Here is a 24,401-nt window from a genome sequence, read left to right on the forward strand (position 1 = left end):
GGTGGTGACGGGAACGCGCCGTGTTCCTAGCCTGGGACCATGACGAGCACGCAGAGCCGCTTCCGGCTGACCGATCTCCGCCTCCCGTTCCTGGGTGCCCCGATGGCCGGCGGACCGTCGACCCCGGCGCTGGCCGCCGCGGTCACGGCCGCCGGCGGACTGGGGTTCCTGGCCGCCGGCAACCGTCCCGTGGCGGGTGTCCGCGCGGACGTCGAGGAGGTCCGGTCGCTGACCGCCGGCGCCTTCGGGGTGAACCTGTTCGTCCCGCAGGCCGCGAACACCGCGGCCCCGGGAACGGTGGTCGACCCCGCCGTGCACCTGTCGGTCGCCGCCTACCGGGAGGAGCTGCGGGCCACGGCCCGCCGGTACGGGGTGGAGCTGCCGGACACGGATCCCGCGGACGACGACGGATGGGCGGCCAAGCTCGAGCTCGTCGAGGAGCTGCGGGTGCCGGTCGTCTCGTTCACCTTCGGTCTGCCCTCGGCCTCCGTGCTGGAGCGGCTCGCGGCGGTGGGCACCACGACGTCCGTGACCGTGACCTCGGTGCCGGAGGCCGAGGCCGCGGTGCGGGCCGGTGCCCACCTGCTGACGGTCCAGGGCCCGGACGCCGGCGGGCACCGGGGCACCCACCGAGCGGAGGACGTCCCGGGCGAGGAGCCCCTGACCGAGCTCGTCGCCGCGGTCCGCGCCGCCGTGGACGTCCCGATCGTGGCCGCGGGCGGCATCGCCTCCGCGGCGGAGGCGGACACCGTCCGGGCCGCCGGTGCGGACGCCGTCCAGCTCGGCACGCTGCTGCTGCGCACGCACGAGGCGGGGACCTCCGCCGCGTACCGGGAGGCCCTCGGCTCGGGCCGCTACACGGAGACGGCCGTGACCCGGGCGTTCTCGGGCCGGCTGGCACGAGGGGTGCGCAACGGTTTCATCGACCGCTTCACGAATATTGCTCCAGCGGCATATCCACAGGTCAACCAGCTGACCAAGCCCCTCCGAGCGGCCGCGGCGCAGGCCGGTGACCCCGAGGCCATCGCGCTGTGGGCCGGTCCGCAGTTCGCGGCGGCCCGGGAGGTGCCCGCCGCCGAGGTGGTGCGCGGCATCCTCCGCGCGCCGTCCGGATCCTGACGGAGGGGGCCCGGCACGGACGTCAGCGCACCCCGCGCATCATCCGCCGGATCCAGCCGGACAGCACGAGCAGGGTGGCGCCGATGACCATCGTCACGGCGCCCAGCGTCCCGAAGTACGCGGCCTCGGTCTGCTCGCTGTAGTAGCCGGCCAGCGCACCGGACAGGGCCGTGCCCAGGGCCACCGACAGGTAGAAGAGGGCGACCATCAGCACGGGATAGGCACGCGGAGCCAGCCGGGTGGACAGCGACAGGCCCACGGGGGAGATCATCAGCTCGCCCAGGGTGGCGACCAGCAGGATCAGCGCGGCCCACAGGACGGGCACCGAGGACACCCCGACCATGGGCAGGAAGATCAGGAAGGCCGATCCCATCAGCACGATGCCCAGGCCGAACTTGGTGGGCGTGGCGGGCTGGCGGTTCCCGAGCTTCGTCCACAGGACCGCGAACACCGGGGCGAGCAGGATGATGAACAGGGGGTTGAAGGACTGGACCCAAGAGATCGGCATGGTCCAGTCGCCCAGCGCCCGGTCCAGGCGGGTGTCGGAGTAGATGGTGATCACCGTGAACTGCTGCTGGAACAGTGCCCAGAACGCGGCCGAGCCGATGAACAGCGGGATGAACGCCCGCACGCGGGAGCGCTCGTCGTCGTCGACCTTCTGGCTCGTGAGCAGGAGGACGAACAGCGCCACGGCCGCCACCACGATCACGCCCACGACGACGTCGGCCAGGTTGGCCGCGTTCAGGGCCCCCGTGAGGACGGCGGCCACGACGACGGCGATCGCCGCCACGGCGATCCCCGCCCACTTCCCGTACTGCTCGCGCGGCAGGGGGTTGGGCACGTGGTGGACCTCGGCGGGGAGCCTTCTGCGGCCGAGCGCGTACTGGGTCAGGCCGAAGGCCATGCCGATCGCGGCGAGACCGAAGCCGAGGTGGAAGCCCCAGGTCTTCTGCGCGAAGCCCGTCAGGAGCGGCCCGAGGAGCCCGCCGATGTTCACACCCATGTAGAAGATCGAGAAGCCGGCGTCGCGGCGGGGATCCCGGCGGTCGTAGAGGGCGCCCACCAGGTTGGTGATCGTGGCCTTGAGCCCGCCCGACCGGACGGCGATGAGGACCAGGCCGATCGTGAGGCCCGCGACCGCGGGAACGAGGGCCAGCGAGACGTGGCCGGCCATGATGAGGACGCCGCTGAGGAACATCGTCCGCTCGGAGCCGAGCAGCCGGTCGGCCACCCACCCGCCCAGGATGGCGAACAGGTAGACGGCGCCGCCGTAGGCGCCCACGATGCCCGCGGCCGTGGAGCGGTCGATGCCCAGTCCGCCCTCGGTCGCGGCGAAGTACATGTACAGCAGGACGATGCCCTGCATGCCGTAGAAGGAGAAGCGCTCCCACAGCTCGACGCTGAACAGGTTCGCGAGCATGCGGGGCTGGCCGAAGAAGGCCCGGCCGTCGGAGCGGGGGAGGTCCGTGCCGGGAGAGTCGTGGTGCTCGCGCGGGCCGGGGACGCTGGTAGCGTCCTCCGTCGCGCGGGGGGTCTGGGAGGTCATGCGGTCCATGATCGACCTGCCGGCCGGCCGAGCACCAATCGGTGCGCCGGCCCCGGCCGGCGCGCACCCCTCGGCCGCACTGCTCCCGCCTGTCCTTCCTCCGGCCGCACTCCTCCCGGCTGCGCTCTGTCCGGCCGCGCTCTGTCCGGCCGCCCCGCGGTCGGCCGTGCCGGGGGCACCACGGGCGACGCCCGGGACCGCGGTGCACCCACCGCGGTCCCGGGCGTCGCCGGGAGGGAGCCTCGGATCAGTTGAAGTCCTTCGGGTCCGAGCCGATCCGCCCACCGTTGTCGAGGCCGCTGATCGCCTGGACGTCCTCGTCGTCCAGGCGGACGTCGAGGGCCTCGTGGTTCTCGCGGATCCGCTCCGGGGTGACGGTCTTGGGGAAGACCACGTTGCCGATCGCCAGGTGCCAGGCGATGATGACCTGCCCCGGGGTGGCGCCGTGCTTGCGGGCGATCGCATCGATCGCCGGGTCCTTCAGCAGGTCACCGCCCTGGCCCAGCGGGGACCACGCCTCGGTCAGGATGCCGTGGGAGGCGTTGACGTCCCGCAGCGCGGACTGGTTGAAGTAGGGGTGCAGCTCCACCTGGTTCACCACGGGGACCACGCCCGTCGCGTCGATGATCTCCTGCAGCTCCTCGCGCGGGAAGTTGGAGACGCCGATGGACCGGGCCTTGCCGCTGTCCCGGATCTCCTGGAAGGCCTTCCAGGTCTCCACGTACTTGCCGCGCTTCGGCGTGGGCCAGTGGATGAGGTACAGGTCCACGTGGTCCAGGCCGAGACGCTCCAGCGAGGCGTCGATCGCCTTCAGCGCGGACTCGTGGCCGTGGTCGTCGTTCCACAGCTTGGTGGTCACGAAGATCTCGTCGCGCGGGATGCCGCTGTTCGCGATCGCCCGGCCCACGCCCTCCTCGTTGCCGTAGATCATGGCGGTGTCGATGTGGCGGTAGCCGGCCTCGAGGGCCTGTCCCACCACGTCCTCGGCGATGTCGGCGTCGACCTGCCACACGCCGTAGCCGAGCTGCGGGATGGTGTTGCCGTCGTGCAGGGTGAGGGTCGGGGACTGCGTCGTGGACTGGGTCATGGACCGTGCCTTTCGTGGGGGGACAGCCGGGGGCTGTCGATGAGGGCCGGGAACAGAGCACCCGGGCCCGGTGTCCGTCGATCAGTCTCCAACCGACGCCGCGCGCTGACAAGAAGGACAGCGTGCTTTCTGCTCTCAGCAATCGGCGCACGGCGCCCAGCTGCCGGCGGCGAGCCGCCGGCAGTCAGCGGTCGGCGCCCGTGGGCCGGACCGCCGGGCGGTCGTCCGGCGGGGCCAGCAGCCGTGGCAGCGCCTCGGCGGAGCCGGCCCGCACGGTCCGGTCCGCGTGCGGGGTGAGCGCGGTGTCCTCGGGGTTGACCTCGACCACGGGTGTGCCGCGGCCGGCGGCGAGGAGCGGCAGGGACGCGGCGGGCTGCACCAGCCCGGAGGTGCCCACGACGAGCACGAGGTCCGCCGCCGCGACGGCCGAGGCGGCCCGGTCCATGGCACCCTCGGGCAGCAGCTCCCCGAACCACACGACAGCGGGTCGCACCGGACCGCCGCAGGCGCGGCACGCCGGGGGCCGTTCGCGGGCGGGCTCCTCGGGGCCGGGCGAGCGCTCCCGACCGGTCCGCGCGGACAGGCCGGTGACGAGGCGATCCGGGAACGGGGCGTCGCAGACGGAGCAGCGGAAGGCGAACAGACTGCCGTGCAGGTGGGCGAGGACCGTGGAGCCCGCCCGCTCGTGGAGGTCGTCGACGTTCTGGGTGACCACGTGGACGCGGGCCCTCTCCGCCCACCGGGCGATCGCCCGGTGCCCGGCGTTCGGGCGGAGCCGGCGCACCTGACGGGCCCGCCAGAGGTACCAGGACCAGACGAGCTCGGGGTCGGCGTCCCACGCCTCGGGAGTGGCCAGCTCCTCGGGGGACCAGCGGGCCCACAGCCCGGTGCCGGCGTCGCGGAAGGTGGGCACCCCGCTCTCCGCCGACATCCCGGCGCCGGAGAGCACGGTCACGGTGCGGGCGGAGCGCGCCAGCTCGAGCAGCTCGGGGTCGAGGTCGTCCATGCCGCCGACGGTATACGCCAGGAGGCCCCCGGACCAGGACCGCCCGGGCCGGCGCGGAGAAACGCCCGGCCGCGTTGGTCGATCCCCGCGCGCGCGTGGTGGAATGGAACCCATGAAGTTCAACGTCCAGCGCGTTCTGACCCCCGCCTACCTGACCTCCATCGCCCTCGTCGTGGTCGGAGTGGTCCTCGGCCTGGCGTGGTACCCCGTGGCGGCGTGGCTGTTCGTGCTCGCCGGCCTCGCGCTCAACGCGATGGCCGTGTCCGTCACCGAGATCGACGACACCCCGCGCGCGCCCGGCACGACCGGTCGCCGCCGTCCGTCCCTGCCCTCCCGCCGCACCGGCGCCGACGACCACGGCGGCGAGCACGAGGGCCAGGCGCCCCCGGCCCGTCCCGAGCGAGTGGAGGACCGGACGGCCGACGAGCCGGAGGCCGAGACGCAGGCCACTCCGGTCGTCCCCTCGGCGGGCTCGAGCCCCGTGAAACCGCGACGCTGACACCGGGCGGGCCCGTTCCGGGTCCCGCACCGAGGCCTCCGCCGGGTCCGCCCACCTCGTTCCCTCCCTTCGACCGGACGGTTGCCAGGCGTGTCCCTCCTCGTCATCCTCGCTCTCGCGGTTCTCCTGGTGCCCGCGGCCGGTGTGCTCGGCCGCCGCGCGGGCCGGAACGCCGGCTGGCCGCTCGCCGTGGGTCTGCTCGCCCTCGCGGGTGGTCTCGTGGCTGTGTGGGACGACCGGGCGGACCCGGGGGGCGTGGTCCAGCAGGTCCCGTGGATGCCCACCCTCGGAATCTCCCTCGGCCTGCGCCTCGACGGGCTCGGGCTGCTCTTCGGGCTCCTCGTGCTGGTGATCGGCGCGGTGGTCGTCGCCTGGTCGAGCCGCTACCTGGGCAGCGGCGGCCACGCGTCCTTCTACACCCTGATGACGTTCTTCGCGGCGGCGATGCTCGCGCTGGTCCTCGCCGACGACCTCGTGGTCCTGTTCGTGGCGTGGGAGCTCACCACGCTGTGCTCGTTCCTGCTGATCGCCCGCTCCGGGCCGGAGGGCCGCGACCCCGCGATCCGGACGTTCCTGGTCACCGCGGCCGGCGGGCTGTGCCTGCTCACCGCGGTGGCCGTCATGTGGGCCGCGACGGGGACCACCCGGCTCAGCGCCGTGCTGGCGGACGACGTGTGGGACGCGTCCCCCGGCCTCGCCGCGGTGGTCGCCGTGCTCGTGGCCCTGGCGGCCTTCACCAAGTCCGCGCAGTTCCCGTTCCACGCCTGGCTGCCGGACGCGATGGTCGCGATCACGCCGGTGAGCGCGTACCTGCACGCGGCGGCGATGGTGAAGGCCGGCATCTACCTCATGCTCCGTTTCACGGAGGCGCTGCACGCGGTGCCGGTGTGGAACGTCCTGCTCGTGTCGGTCGGTCTGCTCACGGCGCTGATGGGAGCGGTTCTCGCGCTGCAGCGCCACGACCTCAAGGAGCTGCTGGCCTACTCGACGGTGAGCCAGCTGGGCTTCCTGACGGCGACCATCGGCATCGGCACCGAGTACGCAGCCGTCGGCGCCGCCGTCCACGTGGCGGCGCACGCGCTGTTCAAGTCGGCGCTGTTCATGGCCGTCGGGGTGATCGACCACCAGGCCGGCACCCGCGACATCCGGGCACTGTCCGGGCTGGCCCGCACGATGCCCGCGACCGCGGGGATCATGGTCCTCGCCGCGGCCTCGATGGCGGGCCTGCCCCCGCTGCTCGGCTTCGTCTCCAAGGAGGCGATGTTCAAGGCCATGGCGCACAGCCCCGCCCCGGACGCGGCCGTGTGGCTCGTGGGAACCGTGGCGGTGCTCGCCGCGGCCTGCACGTTCGCCTACTCGGTGCGGATGCTCACGGTGCTGCCCGGCCGGGCCCCGGCGGACGCGCCCAGGGAGGCCGCGGCGGCCTTCCTGGCGCCCGTGGCCGTGGTCGCCCTGGCGGGACCGGCCCTCGGGCTCGCGGGCTCCGTGGCCGAACCGCTGCTGGGGGCGGCCTCGACCGCGGTGGCCGGGAGCGGCGCCGAACCGGACCTGGGCCTGTGGCACGGGTGGTCCCCGGAGCTGTTCATGTCGCTGGCGGTGTTCGGTCTCGGCGGCGCCCTCGTCCTGGCGCGCCGGCCCGTGGACCGTGTCCTGGGGCGGCGGTCGTTCCCCGTGACCGGCGTCGCCGTGGTGGAGGCCTTCCGCCGCGGATCCATCGCCCTGGGGGAGCAGGTCGGCCGGCCCACCCGCTCCGACGTGCCCCGCCGGCACCTGATGCCGCCCGTCGTCTCGCTCGTGGCCCTGGCCGCGGTGGGCCTGCTGACGGTGGAGGTGCCCGGTCTCTACGGCGACCCGTCCACCGTCACGGACTGGGTCCTGCTGGTCCTCGTGCTCATCGGGGTGGCCCTCGCCCTGCGGGCCCGCAGCCGGGTGGGACTGCTGACCATCGCGGGCGACGTCGGCTTCGCGGTCGCCCTGTGGTTCTACGCCCTCGGGGCCACCGATGTGGCCCTGACGCAGCTGCTCGTGGAGGTGCTCACCGTGGTGGTCATCGTCCTGCTCCTCAACCGGCTGCCCTCCACGTTCCACCGCACCGGCGAGGTCCGGGGGTGGGTGGCGGCGGCCGTGGCGGTCCTGGTGGGCGCGGGCGCGGCGGCCGCCACCTGGCTGCTCACGGACCGGCGGGCGCTGTCCCCCGCCGGGAGGTACTTCCTCGAGGAGGGCGAGGAGCAGACGGGCGGCACGAACGTGGTCAACACGATCCTCGTGGACTTCCGGGCCCTGGACACCCTCGGCGAGCTGACGGTGCTGGGCGTGGCCGGCATCGCGATCGTGGTGGCCATCGAGTCCCGCGGCCTGCTCCCCAAGCGGCCGAGCCCCATCACCGAACCGGACGCCTCCCCGATCCGCAGCCCCCGGGACAACATGGTGGTCCTCCGGGTCACCGCCCGCACCCTGGGCCCCGTCATCGTGGCACTGTCCCTCTTCTTCCTGCTGCGCGGGCACAACGCCCCCGGCGGAGGGTTCATCTCCGCCCTGATCGGCGCCGCCGGCATCGCCCTGGTCTACCTCACAGCCCCCGACGACCGCGTCAGCCGCATGCGCCTGCCCTACACGCGGTTCATCGGCGCGGGTGTCGTGGTCGCCGTCGTGGTCGGGCTGCTGGGCCTGCTCGAGGGATCCTTCCTCCGCCCGCTGCACGTCGACGTGCTCGGAATCCACGTCACCACGGCGCTCGTCTTCGACGTCGGCGTCTACCTCGCCGTGGTCGGGGTGATCGTCGCCGCCATCAGCCGGCTCGGCGTCGACGAGAAGGAGCCCCTTCCCCTGCGCCACGCGGGCTCCGCCTCCTCGGTGCTGCACTCCGGGCCCCCCGCCACGACCACCACGTCCAAACCGCACAGCCGCGAGACGGCGCCCGTCGGCACGGTGCACGACGAGCAGGACCGCACCCGCCCGCCGCTTCCGGAACGCCCGGACCCCTTCCGCGGAGCGGGCCCTGCCGCCGGAGAGGGGCACTGATGGCGATCGCCTTGACCGTCGGCGTGCTCGTCGCCGGAGGAGTGTTCATGATGCTGCGCCGGGGCATGGTCCGCGTGGTCATCGGCTTCATGTTCCTCAACCACGGCGTGAACCTGATCATCCTCGCCGCCGGTGGGGCCGACCGGCGCGGTGAGGCGCTCGGGGGCAGCCCTGATCCGGCGACCACGGCCGATCCTCTGCCCCAGGCCTTCGTGCTGACCGCCATCGTCATCTCGTTCGCCGTGACGATCTATCTGCTGGTGCTCGCGGTGACCGGCGACGCCGACGACGACACCGACCTCGAGCTCACCGGCCGGGAGATGGAGACCCCCACCTTCATCGAGGACGCCGGCGGGTCCACGGCGCTCCCCGCCGACGAGCTCGGCCCCCGTGCCGTGCGCCGCACCGGCAGCCACTCGTCCAGGAGGAGAAGGCCCCCGGGTGGTCGCCCATGAGCGCGGACCTGCTCCCGCTGTTCGTCGTCGTCCCGCTGCTCGCGGCGGGAGCGCTCGTGCTGCTGGGCGACCCCCGTGGCCTCAGCCGGACCACGCTGCTGGGCGTGCTCGGGGTGGACGTCGTGGCGTCCCTGTGGCTCGTGACCGACCTGCGGGACGGCCCGACCGTGCTCGCCCACGCCGTGGGCCAGTGGCCCCTGGGGGTGTCCATCCCCTTCGCCGCCGACATGCTCACGGCGCTGATGCTCGCGATGACGGGCAGCCTCACCCTGGTCTGCGCGTGGTTCGGGGTGGTCTCCCAGCAGGCGCGCAAGCGGTTCTTCGCGCCCCTGGTGCTCGTGCTGACCGCCGGGTTCAACGGGGCGCTGCTGACGGCGGACCTGTTCAACCTGTTCGTGTTCGTCGAGACGATGCTCCTGCCCTCGTACGGGCTGATCATCCTCGCCCACCGGGGCCGCGGGCGGTTGATGCAGGTGACGTCCGCGCGAATCTACGTGACGGTCAACCTGCTGGCCTCGACCGTGCTGGTGGCCGGGGTCGCCCTCGTCTACGGCGTCGCCGGCACCGTGAACCTGGCCGAGCTCTCCGGCCGCGCCACGGAGGACTCCGCGGTGGCGATCGCGGTCGCGGTCGTGCTCTTCGCCCTGTCCGTCAAGGCGGCCGTGGTGCCCGTGCACGGCTGGCTCGCCCGGACCTACCCGTTCATGTCCCCCACGGTCACGGCCCTCTTCTCCGGGCTGCACACCAAGGTGGCGATCTACGCGATCTACCGGATCTACGCCGTGGTGTTCGACGGCGCGGAGGAGTTCCTGTGGGTCGGTCTCGTGCTGTTCTCCGTGACGATGGTCGTGGGGGTGCTCGGGGCGGTGGGCGAGCAGGACGCCCGCAGCGTGCTGGCCTTCCACATGGTCAGCCAGATCGGCTACATCCTGCTGGGCGTCGCCCTCTTCGGCGCGGCGGGCCTGACCGCCGGGATCTTCTACCTGCTGCACCACACGGTCGTGAAGGCCTCGCTGTTCCTGTCGATCGGCGCGGTCGAGATCGGCTACGGGCGCTATCCGCTGGGCCACGTCACGGGGCTGCTCAGGCGCGAGCCCCTGACCGCGGTCGTCTTCTTCACGGCGGCCATGTCGCTGGTGGGCCTGCCGCCGTTCTCGGGCTTCGTGGCCAAGCTGTCCCTCGTGCTCGCCGCCTTCGGGGAGGGGCGGACGGCGGTGGCGGCGGTGGCGGTGGTCGTGAGCCTCTTCACGCTGCTGTCCATGCTCAAGGTCTGGGGGAAGATGTTCCTGGGCGAGCCCGAGGACTCGGCGCGGGAGGTCCTCGGGACCGTCGGCGCGCGGAAGCCGCGCATCCCCGCGCCGCTCGTGGCGCCGGCGCTGGTCCTGGTCCTGGTGACCCTGACGTTCGGCGTGGGCGGAGAGCTGCTCCTGGGGGTCGCCGCCGTGGCGGCCGACGGGCTGGTCGACCCCCGGGCGTACGTGGAGGCGGTGATCAGGACGTGAAGTGGGTGACGTGGTTGCCCCGCATCGTGGGGTTCCTGCTGTGGTTCACCAGGGAGGTCCTGGTCTCCAACCTCACGGTGATGCACGATGTGTTCACCGTGCAGCAGCGGTCGTCACCGATCGTCGTGCGCATCCGGACCCGGTGCCGCAGCGAGTTCGAGACCGCCACGCTGGCGGTGCTCATCTCCCTGACCCCGGGAACCCTGACCCTCGCCACCGCCGCCCGTGCCGGGGACGAGGACGGGCGGCCCCCGGGCTACGACCTCTACGTGCACGTCATGTACGACAACGAGCCGGACTCCGCCCGGCGCCGGCTCCGCGAGTTCGAGGGCCGCCTGCTGCACGCGGTCCGAGTGGAAGGAGCACCCCCGTGATCGGCATCCTCTTCGGTGTGCTGGTGCTGACGGCCTCCGTCGTGGTCGCCGGCGTCCGCATGTTCGTGGGCCCCAACGACGCCAACCGCGTGATCGCCTCGGACCTGCTGTTCTTCTCGGTGATCGGGCTGATCGCCCTGCTGGGGGTCCTGGTGGGCAGCCGGGCCGTGTTCGACCTGGTGCTCGTGGCGACGCTGGTGGGCCTCCTGGCCACGGTCTCCCTCGCCCGGGCCCTGACCAACGGGAGACGGTGAGCATGGTCTTCGACCCCGTCCTGCACGAGCACCTCTGGATGAGCGTCACCGGCCAGGTGCTGATCGTGCTCGGCTCCCTGGTGTTCCTCACCGCCATGGTGGGCATCGTGCGGCTGCCCGACCTCTACACCCGGTCCTCGGCCGTGGCCACCGCCGCCGGCGTGGGCGTCGCCCTCATCCTCCTGGGCGTCTTCTTCTTCGTCCCGGGCGTCACGACCGCGGTCAAGCTGATGGCCGCGGTGCTGCTCCAGCTCGTGACCTCCTCCGTGGGGGCCATGGCGGTCGTCCGGTCGGGCTACCTGATCGGCTCGGCGGTGTATTCTCCGACCCACCACAACGAGCTCGAGGAGCGCACCGAGGGGGCTCCGGGTCCCGGGAAGGAGGGCCGCTCATGACCGCCCACGTCGAGAGCGTCAACGTCGGCCGTGCGGAGGAGAACCCCGCCCGGCGGAACCGGCCCACGGGCATTCGCAAGCGCCCCGTGGACGGTCCGGTGGAGGTCTGCGACCCGGGGCCGCGCCGGGGCGGGCTCGGCTCGGGCCTGGCCGGCGACTTCATCGGCGACGGCAAGTACCACGGCGGCACCGACCAGGCGGTGTACGCGTTCGCGCGCGAGGAGCTGGACTTCTGGGAGCGGGAGCTGGGCCGGGACATCCCCGACGGCTTCTTCGGGGAGAACCTCACGCTCTCGGGCTTCGACGTGGACGGAGCGCGGCTGGGCGACGTCTGGCGGATCGGCGAGGTGCTGCTGCAGGTCACGGACGCGCGCATCCCCTGCGGGACGTTCCGCGCGAGCATGGAGGTGCGCGGCTGGCTGCGCCGGTTCACCGAGCGGGGCCGCTCCGGGGCCTACCTCAAGGTCCTGTCCCCGGGCACGGTGCGGGCCGGTCTGCCGGTCGAGCTGGTCCGCCGCGCCGGGCACGGGGTGGGCGTGGCCGACGCCTTCCGGGCGCAGACCACCGAACGAGAACTGCTGCCGCGGCTGCTGCGCGCGGGGGAGGACCTGTGCGAGCAGCTCCGGCGGCGGGTCGAGGAGGAGCAGCGGGCGGCCGCCCGGCGCGGCGGATGAGCGGGCCGCAGCAGGACACCGCCGCCCGCACGGGAGACCGCACGGGGGACCGCGCGGGCCCTGCGGTGACGGCCGGCGCCGCAGCCCGTGACCGCCGGGGCTGCGGAAGCATCCGCATCGTCAGTTGAGGGCCGCGCCCCGGTAGACCTGCGCGACCTGCTCCTCGGAGAGCCGGGTGTCGATCACGGTGGTCCCCGCCGGGTCGTCGCGCAGGAAGCGGACAGGCCCGTGCGAGCCGACCTCCAGGAGGAGCGCGGCCTCGGCGTCGTAGAGGGCCTCCACGACCGTGCTGAACCGGTCGCCCCGCACCGGGGTCACGGACAGCTCGAGCCGGGCCCGGACACGACCGCCGTCCCCGGACGCGTCCCCGGTGGCGGCTGCGTCCTCGCCGAGCGGTTCGAGCACGAGCTCCCGGACGACGCCCACGCCGTGGTCCACGACGTTCGCCAGGCGGGAGCCCAGCCGGCCCTGCGCGGTCGTGAAGGCACGCCTGAGCCGGGCCGTCCACCACAGGGCCGTGGCCACGAGCACCACGGCGACGAGGGCGAGGAACAGCACCGAGCCGGACCGGGACCACTGCTGCCACAGCAGGACCACGGCGAGCGCGCTCAGCACCGGGACCACGAGCAGCAGCGAGGTGCCCAGGCGCTCGCCCACGGAGGGACGGTCGGGCGCCCCGTCGTCGCCGGAGGCGGTGCGCAGCCGCCGCATGACCTGGACGTCGAAGTCGCGATCGTCCGCGGGAACGGGCCGGGGCCAGGTGCCGAGGGAGTCCATGGGTTCCATTATGGGGCGCGCTCGGCGGCCGCGTTCCCATGATGCGTCAAGGACCGGCTCGTAGAATCGGGCGCATGACCGAGACCCGATGGCTGTCCCCCGAGGAGCGAGAGGCCTGGCTGGCTCTCGTCTCCATCATGTTCACGCTGCCCGGCAGCATCGAGTCCCAGCTGCAGGTGGAGGCGGACCTCAGTCTCGCCGAGTACCTGGTGCTCGCGATGCTCTCGGAGGCCCCCGACCGGCGGCGGCGCATGTCGGACCTCGCGACGGCCACCAACACGTCCCAGTCCCGGTTGTCCCGGATCGTCGCACGCCTCGAGCGCGACGGCCTGGTGGTGCGCGCGGGCGGGGAGCAGGACAAGCGCGTGGTGCTCGCCGAGATCACCGACCGCGGTCTGGAGCGGGTCGAGCAGGTGGCCCCGGGCCACGTGGAGCACGTCCGGCGGACGGTGATCGACCGCCTGACGCCCGTCCAGGTCCAGCAGCTGGCCCTGATCGGCCGCCTGGTCGACGACTCCGCGGCCGGCCCCACCGCGCGGGACCTGGCGTCCGACCAGCCGTGATCTCCGGACCGCTCCGACAAAAAGCTTGCCGAGGAAAGTAAAACTGCGCTACAGTGGTGACATGTCCACAACTCAGACGCCCCAGCACACCTCGTCCGCCCGTTCCGCCGCCCCCGCCGACCCCGCCGCGGACTCCTCCGCGGCCACCCTCGGCCTGACCCTCCTGCGCGTGGTTCTCGGCGCCACGTTCTTCCTGCACGGCTGGCAGAAGTTCACCGAGTGGACCGTCGCCGGCACCCAGGCCTCCTTCGCCCAGATGGGCGTCCCGGCGGCCGAGCTCGCGGCGCCGGTCGTCGCCGTCCTCGAGCTCGTGGGCGGGCTGCTCCTCCTCGCAGGCCTGGGCACCCGCGCGGTCGCCGCCCTGCTCGCCCTGGTCATGCTGGGCGCCCTCGTGCTCGTGCACCTTCCCGCGGGCTTCTTCGTCGCCGACGGCGGTGTCGAGCTCGTGCTGCTGCTCGCCGCGGCGTCCGCCCTCTTCGCCCTGGCCGGTGCCGGCCGCTGGTCGCTGGACCACGTCGTCGCGGCGAATCGCCGCGCGGCCTCCCGCGCCTGACCCCTCCCGAGTCCTCGTCCGGGGACGCCGTGCCACCGGAACGACGAGCCCCCGGCCCAGCAGCCTCCTGCGGGCCGGGGGCTCGTCGTCGTCCCCGTGCGGAGGTGTCGGGGCGGAGGTGTCGGCGCGGACGCGTAAAATCGTCCCCGGCGCGGCGCGCAGGACCACCACGGGGCCGCGCCGGATCCAGCGCGGGTGATCCCCGCAGATCGGGGTTGGCGCATGAGCATGCAGAACTCGCCGTACATGGTGCTGTGGCGCACCGTCCAGGGCCAGGAGGTCAAGGACCGGAAGATCGACCGGAGCACGCTCCGGCGCATCGTCGCCTTCGCGCGCCCGCACCGGTCGCGGCTCACGGTGTTCCTGGTCGTCTCGGTGCTGACGGCCCTGCTCGGCGTGGTCACCCCGATCCTGGCCGGTGACGTGGTGCGCGCCATCAACGCCGGGGACGAGGTCTCCGTGGTGGTGTGGCTCGCGGTGGCCATCGCCGCGGTGGCGATCGTGGACGCGGGCCTCAACGTCCTCAACCGGTGGCTCTCCTCCCTGATCGGGGAGGGGCTCATCCTGGACCTGCGCACGGCCGTCTACGACCACGTGCAGCGGATGCCGATCGCCTTCTTCACCCGCACGCGCACGGGGGCGCTGGTCTCGCGGCTCAACAACGACGTCATCGGCGCCCAGCGGGCGTTCTCCAACACGCTCTCCGGCGTGGTGAGCAACGTCGTCTCCCTGATCCTGACCGTGATCGTCATGGTCTCGATCTCGTGGCAGGTCACCGCGCTGTCCGTGCTCCTGCTGCCGATCTTCCTGGTCCCGGCCCGCGCCATGGGCGGGCGGCTGGCGAGCCTGCAGCGGGAGGCGGCCCAGCACAACGCGTCCATGTCCACGCAGATGACGGAACGGTTCTCGGCCGGCGGCGCCACCCTGGTCAAGCTCTTCGGCCGGCCCGACGCCGAGGCGGCCGAGTTCGAACGCCGCGCCGGCCGCGTCCGGGACATCGGCGTGCGGGTGGCGATGCTGCAGACCGTGTTCGTCACGGCCCTCACCCTGGTCTCCGCGCTGGCCCTCGCCCTGGTCTACGGGCTCGGCGGCGCGCAGGCGATCCTCGGCAACCTGGACGCGGGCGCGGTCGTGACCCTCGCCCTGCTGCTCACCCGGCTGTACACCCCGCTGACCATGCTCGCGAACGCCCGGATGGACGTCATGAGCGCCGTGGTGAGCTTCGAGCGGGTCTTCGAGATCCTCGACCTCGTCCCCCTGATCCAGGAGCGGCCCGGCGCCCGGTCCCTGCCGGCCGGCCCGGCGTCGGTGGAGTTCGACGACGTCCGGTTCGCCTACCCCTCCGCCGAGGAGGTCTCGCTGGCCTCCCTCGAGGACGTCGCGGTGCTCGACACCCGGGGCGGCGAGGAGGTGCTGCACGGGGTGGGCTTCACCGTGCTCCCGGGGCAGACGGTGGCCCTCGTGGGTTCCTCCGGCGCGGGCAAGTCGACGATCGCCCAGCTCGTGGCCCGGCTCTACGACGTCACCGACGGGGCCGTGCGGATCGGCGGCACGGACGTGCGGGACGCCACCTTCGCCTCGCTGCGGGAGACCATCGGGATGGTGACCCAGGACGGGCACCTGTTCCACGAGTCGATCCGGGACAACCTCGCCCTGGTGCGGCCGGAGGCCACGGACGACCAGCTGTGGGACGCGCTGGCCCGGGCCCGCATGGAGCACGTGATCCGCTCCCTCCCGGACGGGCTCGACACCGTGGTGGGCGAGCGCGGCTACCGGCTCTCCGGCGGGGAGCGGCAGCGGCTGACGATCGCCCGCCTGCTGCTCGCCGCCCCGCGCGTGGTGATCCTCGACGAGGCCACCTCGGCGCTGGACTCCACCAACGAGGCCTACGTCCAGGCGGCCCTGGGCGAGGCGATGGAGGGGCGCACCGCCCTGGTCATCGCCCACCGGCTCTCGACCATCCGCTCCGCCGACCAGATCCTGGTGGTCGAGGACGGCCGGATCGTGGAGCGCGGCCGGCACGCCGAGCTGCTCGCGGTGAGCGGGCGCTACGCGGAGCTCTACGAGACGCAGTTCGCGGACCAGGAGGTCTGACCCGTGCTCCACGACGCCGTGGCCCTCCTCGGCGTGGACGTCCCCGGGGCGCTGGCGGTGGTGGCCTCGGCCGTGGGGATCTACCTGGCGTTCCTGCTCATGGTGCGGCTCTTCGGCCAGCGGGTGCTGTCCCGGCTGTCGACCTTCGACGCGGTCGTGGCGGTCATGCTCGGCGCCGTGGCCGGGCGCGCGGTCCTGGGGGACACGCCCACGCTCGCCGCCGGCGTGCTGGGACTCGGCACGCTGTTCGCGCTCGAGGCGGGCTTCGGCCAGCTCCGCGCGGGGATCCGCGTGTCGGCGCTGATGAACAACCAGGCCGTGCTGCTGATGGCGGGCGAGCGGGTGCTGGAGGCCAATCTCCGGCGGGTCCACGTGGTGGAGTCCGAGCTCTTCGGGGCCCTGCGGGAGGCGGGCGTGCGCAGCCCCGGCGAGATCGCGTGCGTGGTCTTCGAGGCCTCCGGCACGATCAGCGTCCTGCGGCGCGGCACGCCGCTCGACCCCCGGCTGCTCGCAGGCGTCAGGGACGCCCACCTGGTCCCGGCGGACCTCCTGCGGGAGCCGGGCCGGGACTGAGCCCCGCCGCGCCCCGTTCGCGAGGCGTTCCGTCCGGTCCGCGCCCCGTGGCGAGCGCTCCGTCCGTCGCGCGCCTCGCACCGGGGGGCCCGTCCCCGGCGGATCATGCCCGCGGTGCGTCCTGTCCGCGGTGCGGCGCGGCCTCACCGGGCGGCCGGACCGAGCTCGGTCACCACCTCGCCGGTCGCGGTCGAGTCCTCGCGCAGCATCCAGCCCATGCGCTTGTGGGTCCGGACCCCCACGTCGGACTCCACCACCTGGACCCCCGGGGCGGCCGCCTGCAGCTCGGCCTCGACGTCGAAGATGTCCCCGGGGGTGCGCAGCCAGAGCAGGAAGGTGAGGTTCGTGTCGCCCGTGGTGGAGGCGCACAGGCGCAGCGTCCGGTAGGAGCGCAGGGTGCGCACGGCCGCCTCGAGCTGCGCTGGCGGCACCCGGACGTACCACTGGCACGACACCGGGTAGCCGGAGTACTGCTGGGCCAGTTCGCACCGGAGGGCCACGAGGCCGGTCTCGAGCGCCTGGCGCAGGTGCCGGGCCGCCGTCGTCGGGTGGGTGCCCGTCGCGGCGGCGATCTCCGCCGCGGTGGCGCGCCCGTCGCCCTGGAGCACGGCCGTCAGCTCCTCGAGGCGGGCGGGAGTGGCGCCGTGCGGACGGAGCGCCTCCGGCCGCAGGGCACGCACGCGGCGCTGCTGCTCCGGGGACAGCACGTCCAGGCGCCAGTTGTTGCCGATCGCGTGGAGCCGGGTGGCCACCGTGAGCTGGGCCCGCAGGATCGCCGGATCGGCCCGCACGAGCGGCAGCACGTCCCGGGTCATCTGCTCCCAGCTGCGGGTGAGGACGGTGAGCCGGACGTCCCAGGCGCGCGCGGACTCCTCCACCGTGCCGATCTCCGGAACGGCGCACAGCCGCTCCAGCACCTCGGCGCGGCGGCCCGGGCGGCACTCGAGACCGATGAAGGTGGCGCAGCCCTGGGTGCCGGAGGTGCCGAGGTGGGCGGTGACCCAGGCGCGGCCGTCGGCCCGGAGCCGGTCCCAGCGGGCGGCGAGGGTGGTGGGGTGGCGGCCGAGCGCGGCCCCCAGCTGGGTCCACGTCGCCCGCGGCGCGATCTGCAGGGCATGGACGAGCTCGAGGTCCTCCACGGGCAATTCCATGCTGGTTCCTTCGGTTCATGATCCGATCGATGCAGGATTTCCAGGATATCCGCCCAGGGTGATCGGCGTCACGTCACTCTCGGAGGAGACACCCGCCGGCGACGGACACCTCGTGGCCCCGCCCTCCTGAACCGATCCGACCACCTCTGGGAGCTCCCATGAAACTGCGCACCGTTGTCGACGGCGCCTCCACCGACATCCTGTCCGTGGCCAACCTGCCCGTGCTGTGGATCTGCGCCCTCGGTGTCTTCGCCGTCATCGTCGTCCAGACCCTCATCTACGTCCGGGCCGCCCGCGTGGCCGCCCCCGCCGCCGGGATGAGCTCGGCGGAGCTGAGGACCTCCTTCCGCGCCGGAGCGGTCTCGGCCGTCGGACCGTCCCTGGCCGTGGCCCTGGTGGCCGTCGCGCTGCTGACGGTCTTCGGCGCTCCCGCCGTGCTGGTGCGGATCGGGCTGATCGGATCGGTGTCCTTCGAGACCGGTGCCGCGAGCATCGCCGCGGGCACCATGGGGGCCGACCTGGGCGGACCCACCTACACGCAGGGCGTGTTCGCCGTGGCGTTCATGGCCATGAGCCTGGGCGGGGCGATGTGGATGCTCGCCACGCTGATCCTCACCCCGCTGCTCAAGCGCGGCGACGTCAGCCTGCGCAAGGTCAACCCCGCCGTGATGACGGTGGTCCCCGGGGCGGCCCTGCTCGGGGCGTTCTTCGCCCTCGGGCTCGGGGAGCTGCCGAAGTCCGGCAACCACGTGGTCGCCTTCCTCGCCTCGGCGGCCGTGATGGCGGTGTGCCTGGGGATCGCCAAGGCGCTCCGGGCCCAGTGGATCCGCGAGTGGGCCCTGGGCATCGCGATCCTGACCGCGCTGGTCGTCACCTACGCCACCGTCGGCGCCGGCGTCTTCCCCGCCGCCTGAGACCGCGACCACGACCACGCCCGAGCCTCGCCCGAGACCGCGCTTCAGACCGTGCTTCAGACCGTGCTTCAGACCACCGAAGGACTCCTGCCATGACCACTGTGAAATCCACTGTGAACTCCGCCGACCCCGCCCTCGAGCAGTTCGACACGACCACCGCCCGCTGGGGCCGGCTGACGATGATCGCCGGGCTGTTCTTCGCCCTGGCCGGCCCCGCCTATCTCGTGCTCTTCAGCGGCCTGGACGTGGACCACGCCCGGATCTGGACCGCCCTGCTGGCCATCGCCGGCACCTTCGGGGTGCTGTGGATCGTGGAGCCGCTGACCTACTACCCGATCCTGGGCCAGGCCTCGATGTACCAGGCGTTCATGATCGGCAACATCTCCAACAAGCTGCTGCCCTCGGCGCTGATCGCCCAGGCGGCCATCGGCGCCAAGGCCGGCACCCGGCGCGGGGAGCTGGCGGCGGTGATGGCCATCAGCGGGGCGGCCATGGTGCACCTGGTCTCGCTGCTCGTCCTCGTCGGTCTCCTGGGCTCCTGGCTGGTGAGCGTCGTCCCGGCCGACGTCGTCGCCGTGGTCCAGACCTACATCCTGCCGTCGGTGCTGGGCGCCGTGCTCGTGCAGGCCATCGTGTCCCAGTGGAACCTGCGCATGACGGTCGTCGCCGCCGTCGTCTCCGCCGCGGTGGTGTTCGTCCTCGTGCCCGCCGTCCCGGCCCTGGCGTTCTTCGGCACGGCCATCGCCGTGATCGCCACCGCCGTGCTGGCGTGGTTCCTGCGCGACCGCTCGGCCGCGGCCGAGCCCGCCGCGCCCCGGCGCGAGGACTCCTCCGACGACGTCCGCATCGACTAGCACCGTTCCCCCGAAAGGACCCGCACCATGAGCACCACCACGGACCTGCAGCTGACCGACGAGCTGCGCCGGCAGATGCACCGGCTGTACCGCGAGCTGCACGCGCACCCGGAGCTGTCCATGCAGGAGCACGCCACCGCGGCCCTGATCGAGCAGCGGCTCACCGCGCTGGGCATCGAGAACTTCCGGTGCGGCGGCACCGGCGTCGTCGGGGTGCTGCGCAACGGCGACGGGCCCACGGTGGCCTTCCGCGCCGACACCGACGGCCTGCCGCTGGCCGAGGACACCGGGGTGGACTACGCCAGCACGGCCACCGGGCGGCTGGAGGACGGGACCGAGGTCCCCGTGATGCACGGCTGCGGCCACGACACCCACGTGGCCGTGCTGCTGACGGCCGCCGAGCTGCTGGCCGGCGCGCGGGACGCCTGGGCCGGGACCGTGGTGCTCGTGTTCCAGCCCGGGGAGGAGACCGCCGCCGGCGCCCGGGCCATGCTCGAGGACGGGCTGTGGGAGAAGGCGCCGCTGCCGGAGGTCGTCCTCGGCCAGCACGTGATGCCCTCCCGGGCCGGCACGGTCAGCTGGTCGGCGGGCGACGCCATGGCGATGGCCGACTCGTGGCGGGTCACCGTCCACGGCAAGGGGGCGCACGCGTCCCAGCCGCAGGACGCCACCGACCCGATCGTGCTCGGGGCGCACATGATCACCCGCCTCCAGACCATCGTCTCCCGCGAGATCGACGCGCGCCGGGCCGCGGTGGTCACCGTCGCGACCTTCCACGGCGGGCTGAAGGAGAACATCATCCCGGCGTCGGCCGAGTTCACGCTCAACGTGCGCACCTTCGACCCCGCCATTCGGGACCACGTCCTGGGGGCGCTGCGGCGGATCATCATTGCGGAGGCGGCGGCCTCCGGGGCGCCGGAGCCGGGCATCGAGGAGATCTCGGCCTTCCCCCGCAACTACAACGACCCCGAGGCCACCACCGCTCTCGTCGAGCGGTTCCGGCAGGTGCTGGGGGAGGACAACGTGGTGGAGGTCGAACCAGTGATGGGCTCGGAGGACTTCGGGGCCCTCGGCGCGGCGATCGGGGTGCCCTCGGTGTTCTGGATGTTCGGCGGCCACGACGCGGCCACCCTCGAGGGGGAGGGGCCCGTGCCGGTGAACCACTCCCCGTTCTTCGCCCCGGCGGTCGAGCCGACGCTCTCCACCGGGGTGCGGACCGCCCTCACCGCGATCCTCTCCCGGGTGGGCCGCTGAGCGCTCGCGGGCTGTCCCCTGCCGTCACGGCGAGCACGCCGGTCCGGTTCCGCAGGGGACCGGACCGGCGCCGTCCGCGCTCCGGGCGCGCCGGGTTCGCTGCGGGGCCCGGCGCACCCGGCCGGCGCCGCGCCGCGGCGCCGGGGTCCTCAGGGGATGACGTGCTCGGCGCGGTAGCGGTCGAAGAGGCCGGTGAAGCAGTCCTGGGTGCGCCGGTAGCCGGTGAAACCGGCCAGCCGGCTCTTGCTCATGTCGGCGACCACCTCGATGGGCCGGCCGAGGTCGGCGTCGGTGTGCCACCAGGAGGCCACGCGCGCGAGGTCGGGCTCCACGAGCCCGTGCTGCTCGACGATCCGGGCCCAGACGTCCCCGGCGCCGCGCATCTGCTCCTCGAGCGGCCGCGGCGCGCCGGCGAAGCCCTCCCACTCGAGACCGAACCAGGCGGCCAGGGCCGGCCACATCCGGCGCCAGCGGAAGACGTCGCCGTTGACCACGTTGTAGGCCTCGTTCCCGGCGGCCTCCGTGGTCGCCGCCCAGACCATGTGCTCGGCCAGCAGGGACGCGTCGGTCATGTCGGTCAGGCTGTTCCACTGCGCCTCGGAGCCGGGGAACACGAACGGCCGGCCCGTCTCCCGGCAGATCGAGGCCTGCACGGCCAGCGTCAGCCCCATGTTCATGGCGTTGCCCACCGCGTGGCCGATCACCGTGTGCGCCCGGTGCACGGACCAGCGGAAGCCCTGGCGCTCGGCGGCCGCCCACAGCTCGTCCTCCTGGGCGTAGTAGAAGTTCTCCACCGGCAGGCGCGGCTCCTCCTCGCGGAAGGGGGTGTCGGGCATGTCCCCCTGGCCGTAGGCCTCGAACGGGCCCAGGTAGTGCTTGAGCCCCGTCATCAGCGCCACGTGCTCGACCGGCGCGTGCTCCAGGGCGGCCAGGAGGTTGCGCAGCATCCCGGCGTTGACCTCGATGTTCTCCTGCTCGGTGTCCTGGCGCTGCCAGGCGGTGAAGAACACGTGCGTGGGCCGCTCGGCGGCCAGGGCCGCGGCCAGGCTCCCCGGGGAGCGGAGGTCCGCGCCGAGGTGCCGGGCCGTGCTGCCGGGGACCGGGTTCCGGGAGAGGGCGAGCACGTCCCAGTCCTCGGTGCGGGTCAGCTGCTCGACGATCGCCGAACCGGCGATGCCGCTGGCCCCCACCACCAGGGCGGTGGGGCGCTGCTGGGGGCGGAGGTCCTGGTCGGGGGCTGTCACGGTGGGGTCTCGTCTCCTCGGTCGGTGCGGTTGGTTCGCGCAGTCTCGCACGACCGGGGCGGTCCCGGCCGACGGGCTCAGCGTCTCACGCTCAGCACTCCACCACGTTGACGGCGAGCCCGCCCAGGGCGGTCTCCTTGTACTTGTGGCTCATGTCCTTGCCGGTCTCGCGCATGGTCACGATGACCTCGTCGAGGCTGACCCGGTGGGTGCCGTCGCCCCACATCGCCATCTTGGCGGCGTTGATCGCCTTGGCAGCGGCGATCGCGTTGCGCTCGATGCAGGGGATCTGCACGAGTCCGCCGATGGGGTCGCAGGTCAGCCCGAGGTTGTGCTCCATGGCGATCTCGGCGGCGTTCTCCACCTGGGCGGGTGTCCCGTCCAGGATCTCGGCGAGGCCGGCGGCGGCCATCGAGGACGCGGAGCCGACCTCGCCCTGGCAGCCGACCTCGGCCCCGGAGATCGAGGCCTGCTCCTTGTAGAGCACCCCGACCGCCCCGGCCGTGAGCAGGAAGCGGACCACGATGTCGCGCCGGGCCGCCTCGAGCGCCTCCGGGCCCTCCGCGGCGGCGGCGCGGGCCGCGGGGGAGTAGTGGGTGGCGTAGAACAGCACCGCCGGGATGATGCCGGCGGCCCCGTTGGTGGGGGCGGTGACCACGCGCCCGCCGGAGGCGTTCTCCTCGTTCACGGCCAGGGCCACGAGGTTCACCCACTCCGGCCAGAACCCCGGGTCGCGGTCCGGGTCCTCGGTGCGCAGCCGCCGGTGCCACTCGGGGGCGCGGCGGGCGACGTTCAGCCCGCCCGGCAGCGGACCGGTGCGCCGCAGGCTGGAGTCCTTGCACTCCTCCATCACGGCCCAGATGTGCAGCAGCTGCTCCCGGATCTCGTCCTCGCCGCGCCAGGTCCTCTCGTTGGCCAGCATCACCTGGCTGATCGGCATGCCGGTGCGCTCGCAGTGGGCCAGGAGCTGTTCGGCGGTGCGGAAGGGATGGGGCACCTGGGCGCTGGCGGCGTCCAGCTCGGCCGCGGCGGCGTCCTCCGCACCCTCCTGGACGATGAACCCGCCGCCCACGGAGAACCAGGTCTCGTCGGCCAGCACGGCGCCGGAGGCGTCCAGGGCCTGGAAGCGCAGGCCGTTGGTGTGCCGCTCCAGGATCGTGAGCGGGTGCTGCACCATGTCCTCGACCCGGTAGGGGAGGTCCTTGCGCTGCCCGAGGGCCGCGCACAGCCGCAGCGTCCCGGTGGCGGCGAGGTCGGCGAGGCGCTCGTCCACCTCGTCGGGCAGGACCGTCTCCGGGTCGTGGCCCTCCAGTCCGAGCAGGATCGCGGTGAAGGTGCCGTGACCGCGGCCGGTCGCGGCCAGCGATCCGTAGACGTCCACGCGCAGGTCCGCGGTGCGCTCCAGCAGCTCGCCCCCGGTCAGGGTCTCGGCGAAGCGCCGTGCGGCGCGCATGGGGCCGACGGTGTGGGAGCTCGAGGGGCCGATGCCCACGGTGAACAGTTCGAAGACGCTGATGGCCATGACGGTGATGCTCCAAAGGAGGGTGGTGCCCCGGTGCGGGGCGGTGGTGGGTGGAACGGTCGTGGTGCGGGCCGGGGCCCGGCCCGCACCACGGTCCTCGACGGTACCCCGGTGCGGCTCGTGCTCAGCCGTCGCCCAGCGGCGCCAGCCCCGAGTACAGCGGGTGGTCCGCGGCCAGCTGCTGCACGCGCGCCCGGAGGCCGGAGAGCACGGCCGGGTCGGCGCTCGCGGCCTCGGAGCTCCCGGCCCCGGAGCCCTCGGCCCCGGCGCTCTCCGCCGCGGCGTCCGCGCCGGCGATGAGGGTCTCGGCGATGATGTCGGCGACCTCGGCGAAGGCGTCCGCGTCGAAGCCGCGGGTGGCCAGGGCAGGGGTGCCGATGCGCAGCCCCGAGGTGACCATCGGCGGGCGCGGGTCGAAGGGCACGGCGTTGCGGTTGACGGTGATCTCGACCTGCGCGAGCAGGTCCTCGCCCTGCCGGCCGTCCAGCGCCGAGCCCCGGAGGTCCACGAGGACCAGGTGCACGTCCGTGCCGCCGCTGACCACCGTGATCCCCCGGGACTGCACGTCCGGGGAGAGCAGCCGGCGGGCGAGGATCGAGGCGCCCTCCAGGGTGCGCTCCTGTCGCCGGCGGAAGTCCTCTCCGGCGGCGATCCGGAACGCCACGGCCTTGCCGGCGATCACGTGCTCGAGCGGACCGCCCTGCTGGCCCGGGAAGACCGCGGAGTTGATCTTCTTGGCGACGTCGGCCTCGTTGCTGAGGATCAGGCCGCCCCGCGGCCCGGCCAGGGTCTTGTGCGTCGTGGACGTGACCACGTGCGCGTGCGGCACCGGACTGGGGTGCAGCCCGGCGGCGACGAGCCCGGCGAAGTGCGCCATGTCGACCATCAGGTACGCCCCGACCTCGTCGGCGATCGCGCGGAACGCGGTGAAGTCCAGCTGCCTCGTGTAGGCGGACCAGCCGGCGATGAT

Annotated in this window: 23 protein-coding genes and 1 pseudogene; 16 read left to right on the plus strand and 8 right to left on the minus strand. The window is 73.4% G+C overall.

All coding sequences use genetic code 11. The features are described 5' to 3' along the window. Positions 1 to 39: 39 nt before the first annotated feature. Positions 40 to 1,119 (plus strand): nitronate monooxygenase, encoded by a 1,080-nt coding sequence (locus Q0817_RS11450; protein WP_298587485.1) that lies wholly within the window; start codon positions 40 to 42, stop codon positions 1,117 to 1,119. A 22-nt stretch (positions 1,120 to 1,141) separates the two neighbouring features. Here the strand turns inward: Q0817_RS11450 and Q0817_RS11455 are convergent, their stop codons facing one another. The 3 genes from Q0817_RS11455 to Q0817_RS11465 form a co-directional block, all read right to left on the minus strand. After that, positions 1,142 to 2,665: a peptide MFS transporter gene (locus Q0817_RS11455; protein WP_298587488.1), complete on the minus strand. Its 1,524-nt coding sequence runs from the start codon at positions 2,663 to 2,665 to the stop codon at positions 1,142 to 1,144. A 247-nt stretch (positions 2,666 to 2,912) separates the two neighbouring features. Continuing rightward, positions 2,913 to 3,752 carry an aldo/keto reductase gene (locus Q0817_RS11460; protein WP_298587491.1) on the minus strand — a complete coding sequence of 280 codons (840 nt, stop codon included), beginning with the start codon at positions 3,750 to 3,752 and terminating at the stop codon, positions 2,913 to 2,915. Positions 3,753 to 3,936: 184 nt separating this feature from the next. After that, entirely contained in the window at positions 3,937 to 4,758 is an 822-nt protein-coding gene (locus Q0817_RS11465; RefSeq protein WP_298587494.1) for an NAD-dependent deacylase, read from the minus strand. A 112-nt stretch (positions 4,759 to 4,870) separates the two neighbouring features. On the opposite strand from Q0817_RS11465, the gene Q0817_RS11470 reads away from it, so the two are divergent. From Q0817_RS11470 to Q0817_RS11505, 8 genes are all read left to right on the plus strand, one after another. After that, complete coding sequence (locus Q0817_RS11470) at positions 4,871 to 5,257, plus strand: hypothetical protein (protein ID WP_298587497.1); 387 nt, start codon at positions 4,871 to 4,873, stop codon at positions 5,255 to 5,257. A 90-nt stretch (positions 5,258 to 5,347) separates the two neighbouring features. Next, on the plus strand, positions 5,348 to 8,278 hold the full coding sequence (locus Q0817_RS11475; RefSeq protein WP_298587500.1) for a DUF4040 family protein: 2,931 nt from the start codon (positions 5,348 to 5,350) through the stop codon (positions 8,276 to 8,278). Continuing rightward, positions 8,278 to 8,733, plus strand: a complete 456-nt coding sequence (locus tag Q0817_RS11480; RefSeq protein ID WP_298587503.1) for a sodium:proton antiporter — start codon at positions 8,278 to 8,280, stop codon at positions 8,731 to 8,733. The genes Q0817_RS11475 and Q0817_RS11480 overlap by 1 nt, the downstream gene beginning before the upstream one ends. Then, a complete protein-coding gene (locus Q0817_RS11485; protein ID WP_298587506.1) occupies positions 8,730 to 10,235 on the plus strand; it encodes a monovalent cation/H+ antiporter subunit D family protein in 1,506 nt (501 codons plus the stop codon). The genes Q0817_RS11480 and Q0817_RS11485 overlap by 4 nt, the downstream gene beginning before the upstream one ends. Before the next feature lie 5 nt (positions 10,236 to 10,240). After that, on the plus strand, positions 10,241 to 10,609 hold the full coding sequence (locus tag Q0817_RS11490) for a Na+/H+ antiporter subunit E (protein WP_298587510.1): 369 nt from the start codon (positions 10,241 to 10,243) through the stop codon (positions 10,607 to 10,609). Continuing rightward, a complete protein-coding gene (locus tag Q0817_RS11495; protein ID WP_298587513.1) occupies positions 10,606 to 10,863 on the plus strand; it encodes a monovalent cation/H+ antiporter complex subunit F in 258 nt (85 codons plus the stop codon). The genes Q0817_RS11490 and Q0817_RS11495 overlap by 4 nt, the downstream gene beginning before the upstream one ends. Positions 10,864 to 10,865: 2 nt before the next feature. After that, a complete protein-coding gene (locus tag Q0817_RS11500) occupies positions 10,866 to 11,258 on the plus strand; it encodes a monovalent cation/H(+) antiporter subunit G (RefSeq protein WP_298587516.1) in 393 nt (130 codons plus the stop codon). Then, positions 11,255 to 11,932, plus strand: a complete 678-nt coding sequence (locus tag Q0817_RS11505) for an MOSC domain-containing protein (protein ID WP_298587519.1) — start codon at positions 11,255 to 11,257, stop codon at positions 11,930 to 11,932. The genes Q0817_RS11500 and Q0817_RS11505 overlap by 4 nt, the downstream gene beginning before the upstream one ends. A 120-nt stretch (positions 11,933 to 12,052) precedes the next feature. Here the strand turns inward: Q0817_RS11505 and Q0817_RS11510 are convergent, their stop codons facing one another. After that, a complete protein-coding gene (locus Q0817_RS11510) occupies positions 12,053 to 12,709 on the minus strand; it encodes a hypothetical protein (protein ID WP_298587522.1) in 657 nt (218 codons plus the stop codon). 74 nt (positions 12,710 to 12,783) lie between these two features. Between Q0817_RS11510 and Q0817_RS11515 the strand changes: the two genes are divergently transcribed. The 4 genes from Q0817_RS11515 to Q0817_RS11530 all read left to right on the plus strand — a co-directional run bounded on the left by Q0817_RS11515 (position 12,784) and on the right by Q0817_RS11530 (position 16,492). Beyond that, positions 12,784 to 13,272, plus strand: coding sequence for a MarR family winged helix-turn-helix transcriptional regulator (locus Q0817_RS11515; RefSeq protein WP_298587525.1), 489 nt, complete (start codon positions 12,784 to 12,786; stop codon positions 13,270 to 13,272). Positions 13,273 to 13,333: 61 nt separating this feature from the next. Beyond that, the gene (locus Q0817_RS11520) at positions 13,334 to 13,825 is read left to right on the plus strand and encodes a DoxX family protein (protein ID WP_298587528.1); all 492 of its coding nucleotides are present in this window, start codon (positions 13,334 to 13,336) and stop codon (positions 13,823 to 13,825) included. Between the two features lie 246 nt (positions 13,826 to 14,071). Beyond that, positions 14,072 to 15,919: an ABC transporter ATP-binding protein gene (locus Q0817_RS11525; protein ID WP_298587566.1), complete on the plus strand. Its 1,848-nt coding sequence runs from the start codon at positions 14,072 to 14,074 to the stop codon at positions 15,917 to 15,919. Between the two features lie 3 nt (positions 15,920 to 15,922). Beyond that, entirely contained in the window at positions 15,923 to 16,492 is a 570-nt protein-coding gene (locus Q0817_RS11530) for a DUF421 domain-containing protein (protein WP_298587531.1), read from the plus strand. 143 nt (positions 16,493 to 16,635) lie between these two features. Here Q0817_RS11530 and Q0817_RS11535 read toward each other — a convergent pair whose 3' ends face one another. After that, entirely contained in the window at positions 16,636 to 17,643 is a 1,008-nt protein-coding gene (locus tag Q0817_RS11535) for an AsnC family protein (RefSeq protein WP_298587534.1), read from the minus strand. 158 nt (positions 17,644 to 17,801) lie between these two features. On the opposite strand from Q0817_RS11535, the gene Q0817_RS11540 reads away from it, so the two are divergent. The 3 genes from Q0817_RS11540 (at position 17,802) to Q0817_RS11550 (ending at position 20,665) form a co-directional block, all read left to right on the plus strand. Then, positions 17,802 to 18,557 carry a DUF5058 family protein gene (locus Q0817_RS11540; protein ID WP_298587537.1) on the plus strand — a complete coding sequence of 252 codons (756 nt, stop codon included), beginning with the start codon at positions 17,802 to 17,804 and terminating at the stop codon, positions 18,555 to 18,557. 92 nt (positions 18,558 to 18,649) lie between these two features. Next, on the plus strand, positions 18,650 to 19,411 hold the full coding sequence (locus Q0817_RS11545; protein ID WP_298587540.1) for a hypothetical protein: 762 nt from the start codon (positions 18,650 to 18,652) through the stop codon (positions 19,409 to 19,411). A gap of 27 nt (positions 19,412 to 19,438) precedes the next feature. Then, entirely contained in the window at positions 19,439 to 20,665 is a 1,227-nt protein-coding gene (locus Q0817_RS11550; RefSeq protein ID WP_298587545.1) for an amidohydrolase, read from the plus strand. 149 nt (positions 20,666 to 20,814) lie between these two features. On the opposite strand, the gene Q0817_RS11555 is transcribed toward Q0817_RS11550, so the two are convergent. From Q0817_RS11555 to Q0817_RS11565, 3 genes and pseudogenes are all read right to left on the minus strand, one after another. Further along, entirely contained in the window at positions 20,815 to 21,909 is a 1,095-nt protein-coding gene (locus Q0817_RS11555; protein WP_298587548.1) for an SDR family oxidoreductase, read from the minus strand. A gap of 91 nt (positions 21,910 to 22,000) precedes the next feature. Continuing rightward, on the minus strand, positions 22,001 to 23,431 hold the full coding sequence (locus Q0817_RS11560; RefSeq protein WP_298587551.1) for an L-serine ammonia-lyase: 1,431 nt from the start codon (positions 23,429 to 23,431) through the stop codon (positions 22,001 to 22,003). 124 nt (positions 23,432 to 23,555) lie between these two features. Beyond that, positions 23,556 to 24,401, minus strand: a pseudogene (locus tag Q0817_RS11565) (serine hydroxymethyltransferase); the annotation flags it as partial.

The sequence above is a fragment of the uncultured Kocuria sp. genome (assembly GCF_947500125.1).
Lineage (GTDB): Bacteria > Actinomycetota > Actinomycetes > Actinomycetales > Micrococcaceae > Kocuria.

Bases quoted from the DNA above. Each gene is read 5' to 3' on its own strand.
- Q0817_RS11450 (WP_298587485.1), top strand. From the start codon at position 40: ATGACGAGCACGCAGAGCCGCTTCCGGCTGACCGATCTCCGCCTCCCG.
- Q0817_RS11455 (WP_298587488.1), bottom strand. From the start codon at position 2,665: ATGACCTCCCAGACCCCCCGCGCGACGGAGGACGCTACCAGCGTCCCC.
- Q0817_RS11460 (WP_298587491.1), bottom strand. From the start codon at position 3,752: ATGACCCAGTCCACGACGCAGTCCCCGACCCTCACCCTGCACGACGGC.
- Q0817_RS11465 (WP_298587494.1), bottom strand. From the start codon at position 4,758: ATGGACGACCTCGACCCCGAGCTGCTCGAGCTGGCGCGCTCCGCCCGC.
- Q0817_RS11470 (WP_298587497.1), top strand. From the start codon at position 4,871: ATGAAGTTCAACGTCCAGCGCGTTCTGACCCCCGCCTACCTGACCTCC.
- Q0817_RS11480 (WP_298587503.1), top strand. From the start codon at position 8,278: ATGGCGATCGCCTTGACCGTCGGCGTGCTCGTCGCCGGAGGAGTGTTC.
- Q0817_RS11485 (WP_298587506.1), top strand. From the start codon at position 8,730: ATGAGCGCGGACCTGCTCCCGCTGTTCGTCGTCGTCCCGCTGCTCGCG.
- Q0817_RS11500 (WP_298587516.1), top strand. From the start codon at position 10,866: ATGGTCTTCGACCCCGTCCTGCACGAGCACCTCTGGATGAGCGTCACC.
- Q0817_RS11505 (WP_298587519.1), top strand. From the start codon at position 11,255: ATGACCGCCCACGTCGAGAGCGTCAACGTCGGCCGTGCGGAGGAGAAC.
- Q0817_RS11510 (WP_298587522.1), bottom strand. From the start codon at position 12,709: ATGGACTCCCTCGGCACCTGGCCCCGGCCCGTTCCCGCGGACGATCGC.
- Q0817_RS11515 (WP_298587525.1), top strand. From the start codon at position 12,784: ATGACCGAGACCCGATGGCTGTCCCCCGAGGAGCGAGAGGCCTGGCTG.
- Q0817_RS11520 (WP_298587528.1), top strand. From the start codon at position 13,334: ATGTCCACAACTCAGACGCCCCAGCACACCTCGTCCGCCCGTTCCGCC.
- Q0817_RS11525 (WP_298587566.1), top strand. From the start codon at position 14,072: ATGGTGCTGTGGCGCACCGTCCAGGGCCAGGAGGTCAAGGACCGGAAG.
- Q0817_RS11535 (WP_298587534.1), bottom strand. From the start codon at position 17,643: ATGGAATTGCCCGTGGAGGACCTCGAGCTCGTCCATGCCCTGCAGATC.
- Q0817_RS11540 (WP_298587537.1), top strand. From the start codon at position 17,802: ATGAAACTGCGCACCGTTGTCGACGGCGCCTCCACCGACATCCTGTCC.
- Q0817_RS11545 (WP_298587540.1), top strand. From the start codon at position 18,650: ATGACCACTGTGAAATCCACTGTGAACTCCGCCGACCCCGCCCTCGAG.
- Q0817_RS11550 (WP_298587545.1), top strand. From the start codon at position 19,439: ATGAGCACCACCACGGACCTGCAGCTGACCGACGAGCTGCGCCGGCAG.
- Q0817_RS11560 (WP_298587551.1), bottom strand. From the start codon at position 23,431: ATGGCCATCAGCGTCTTCGAACTGTTCACCGTGGGCATCGGCCCCTCG.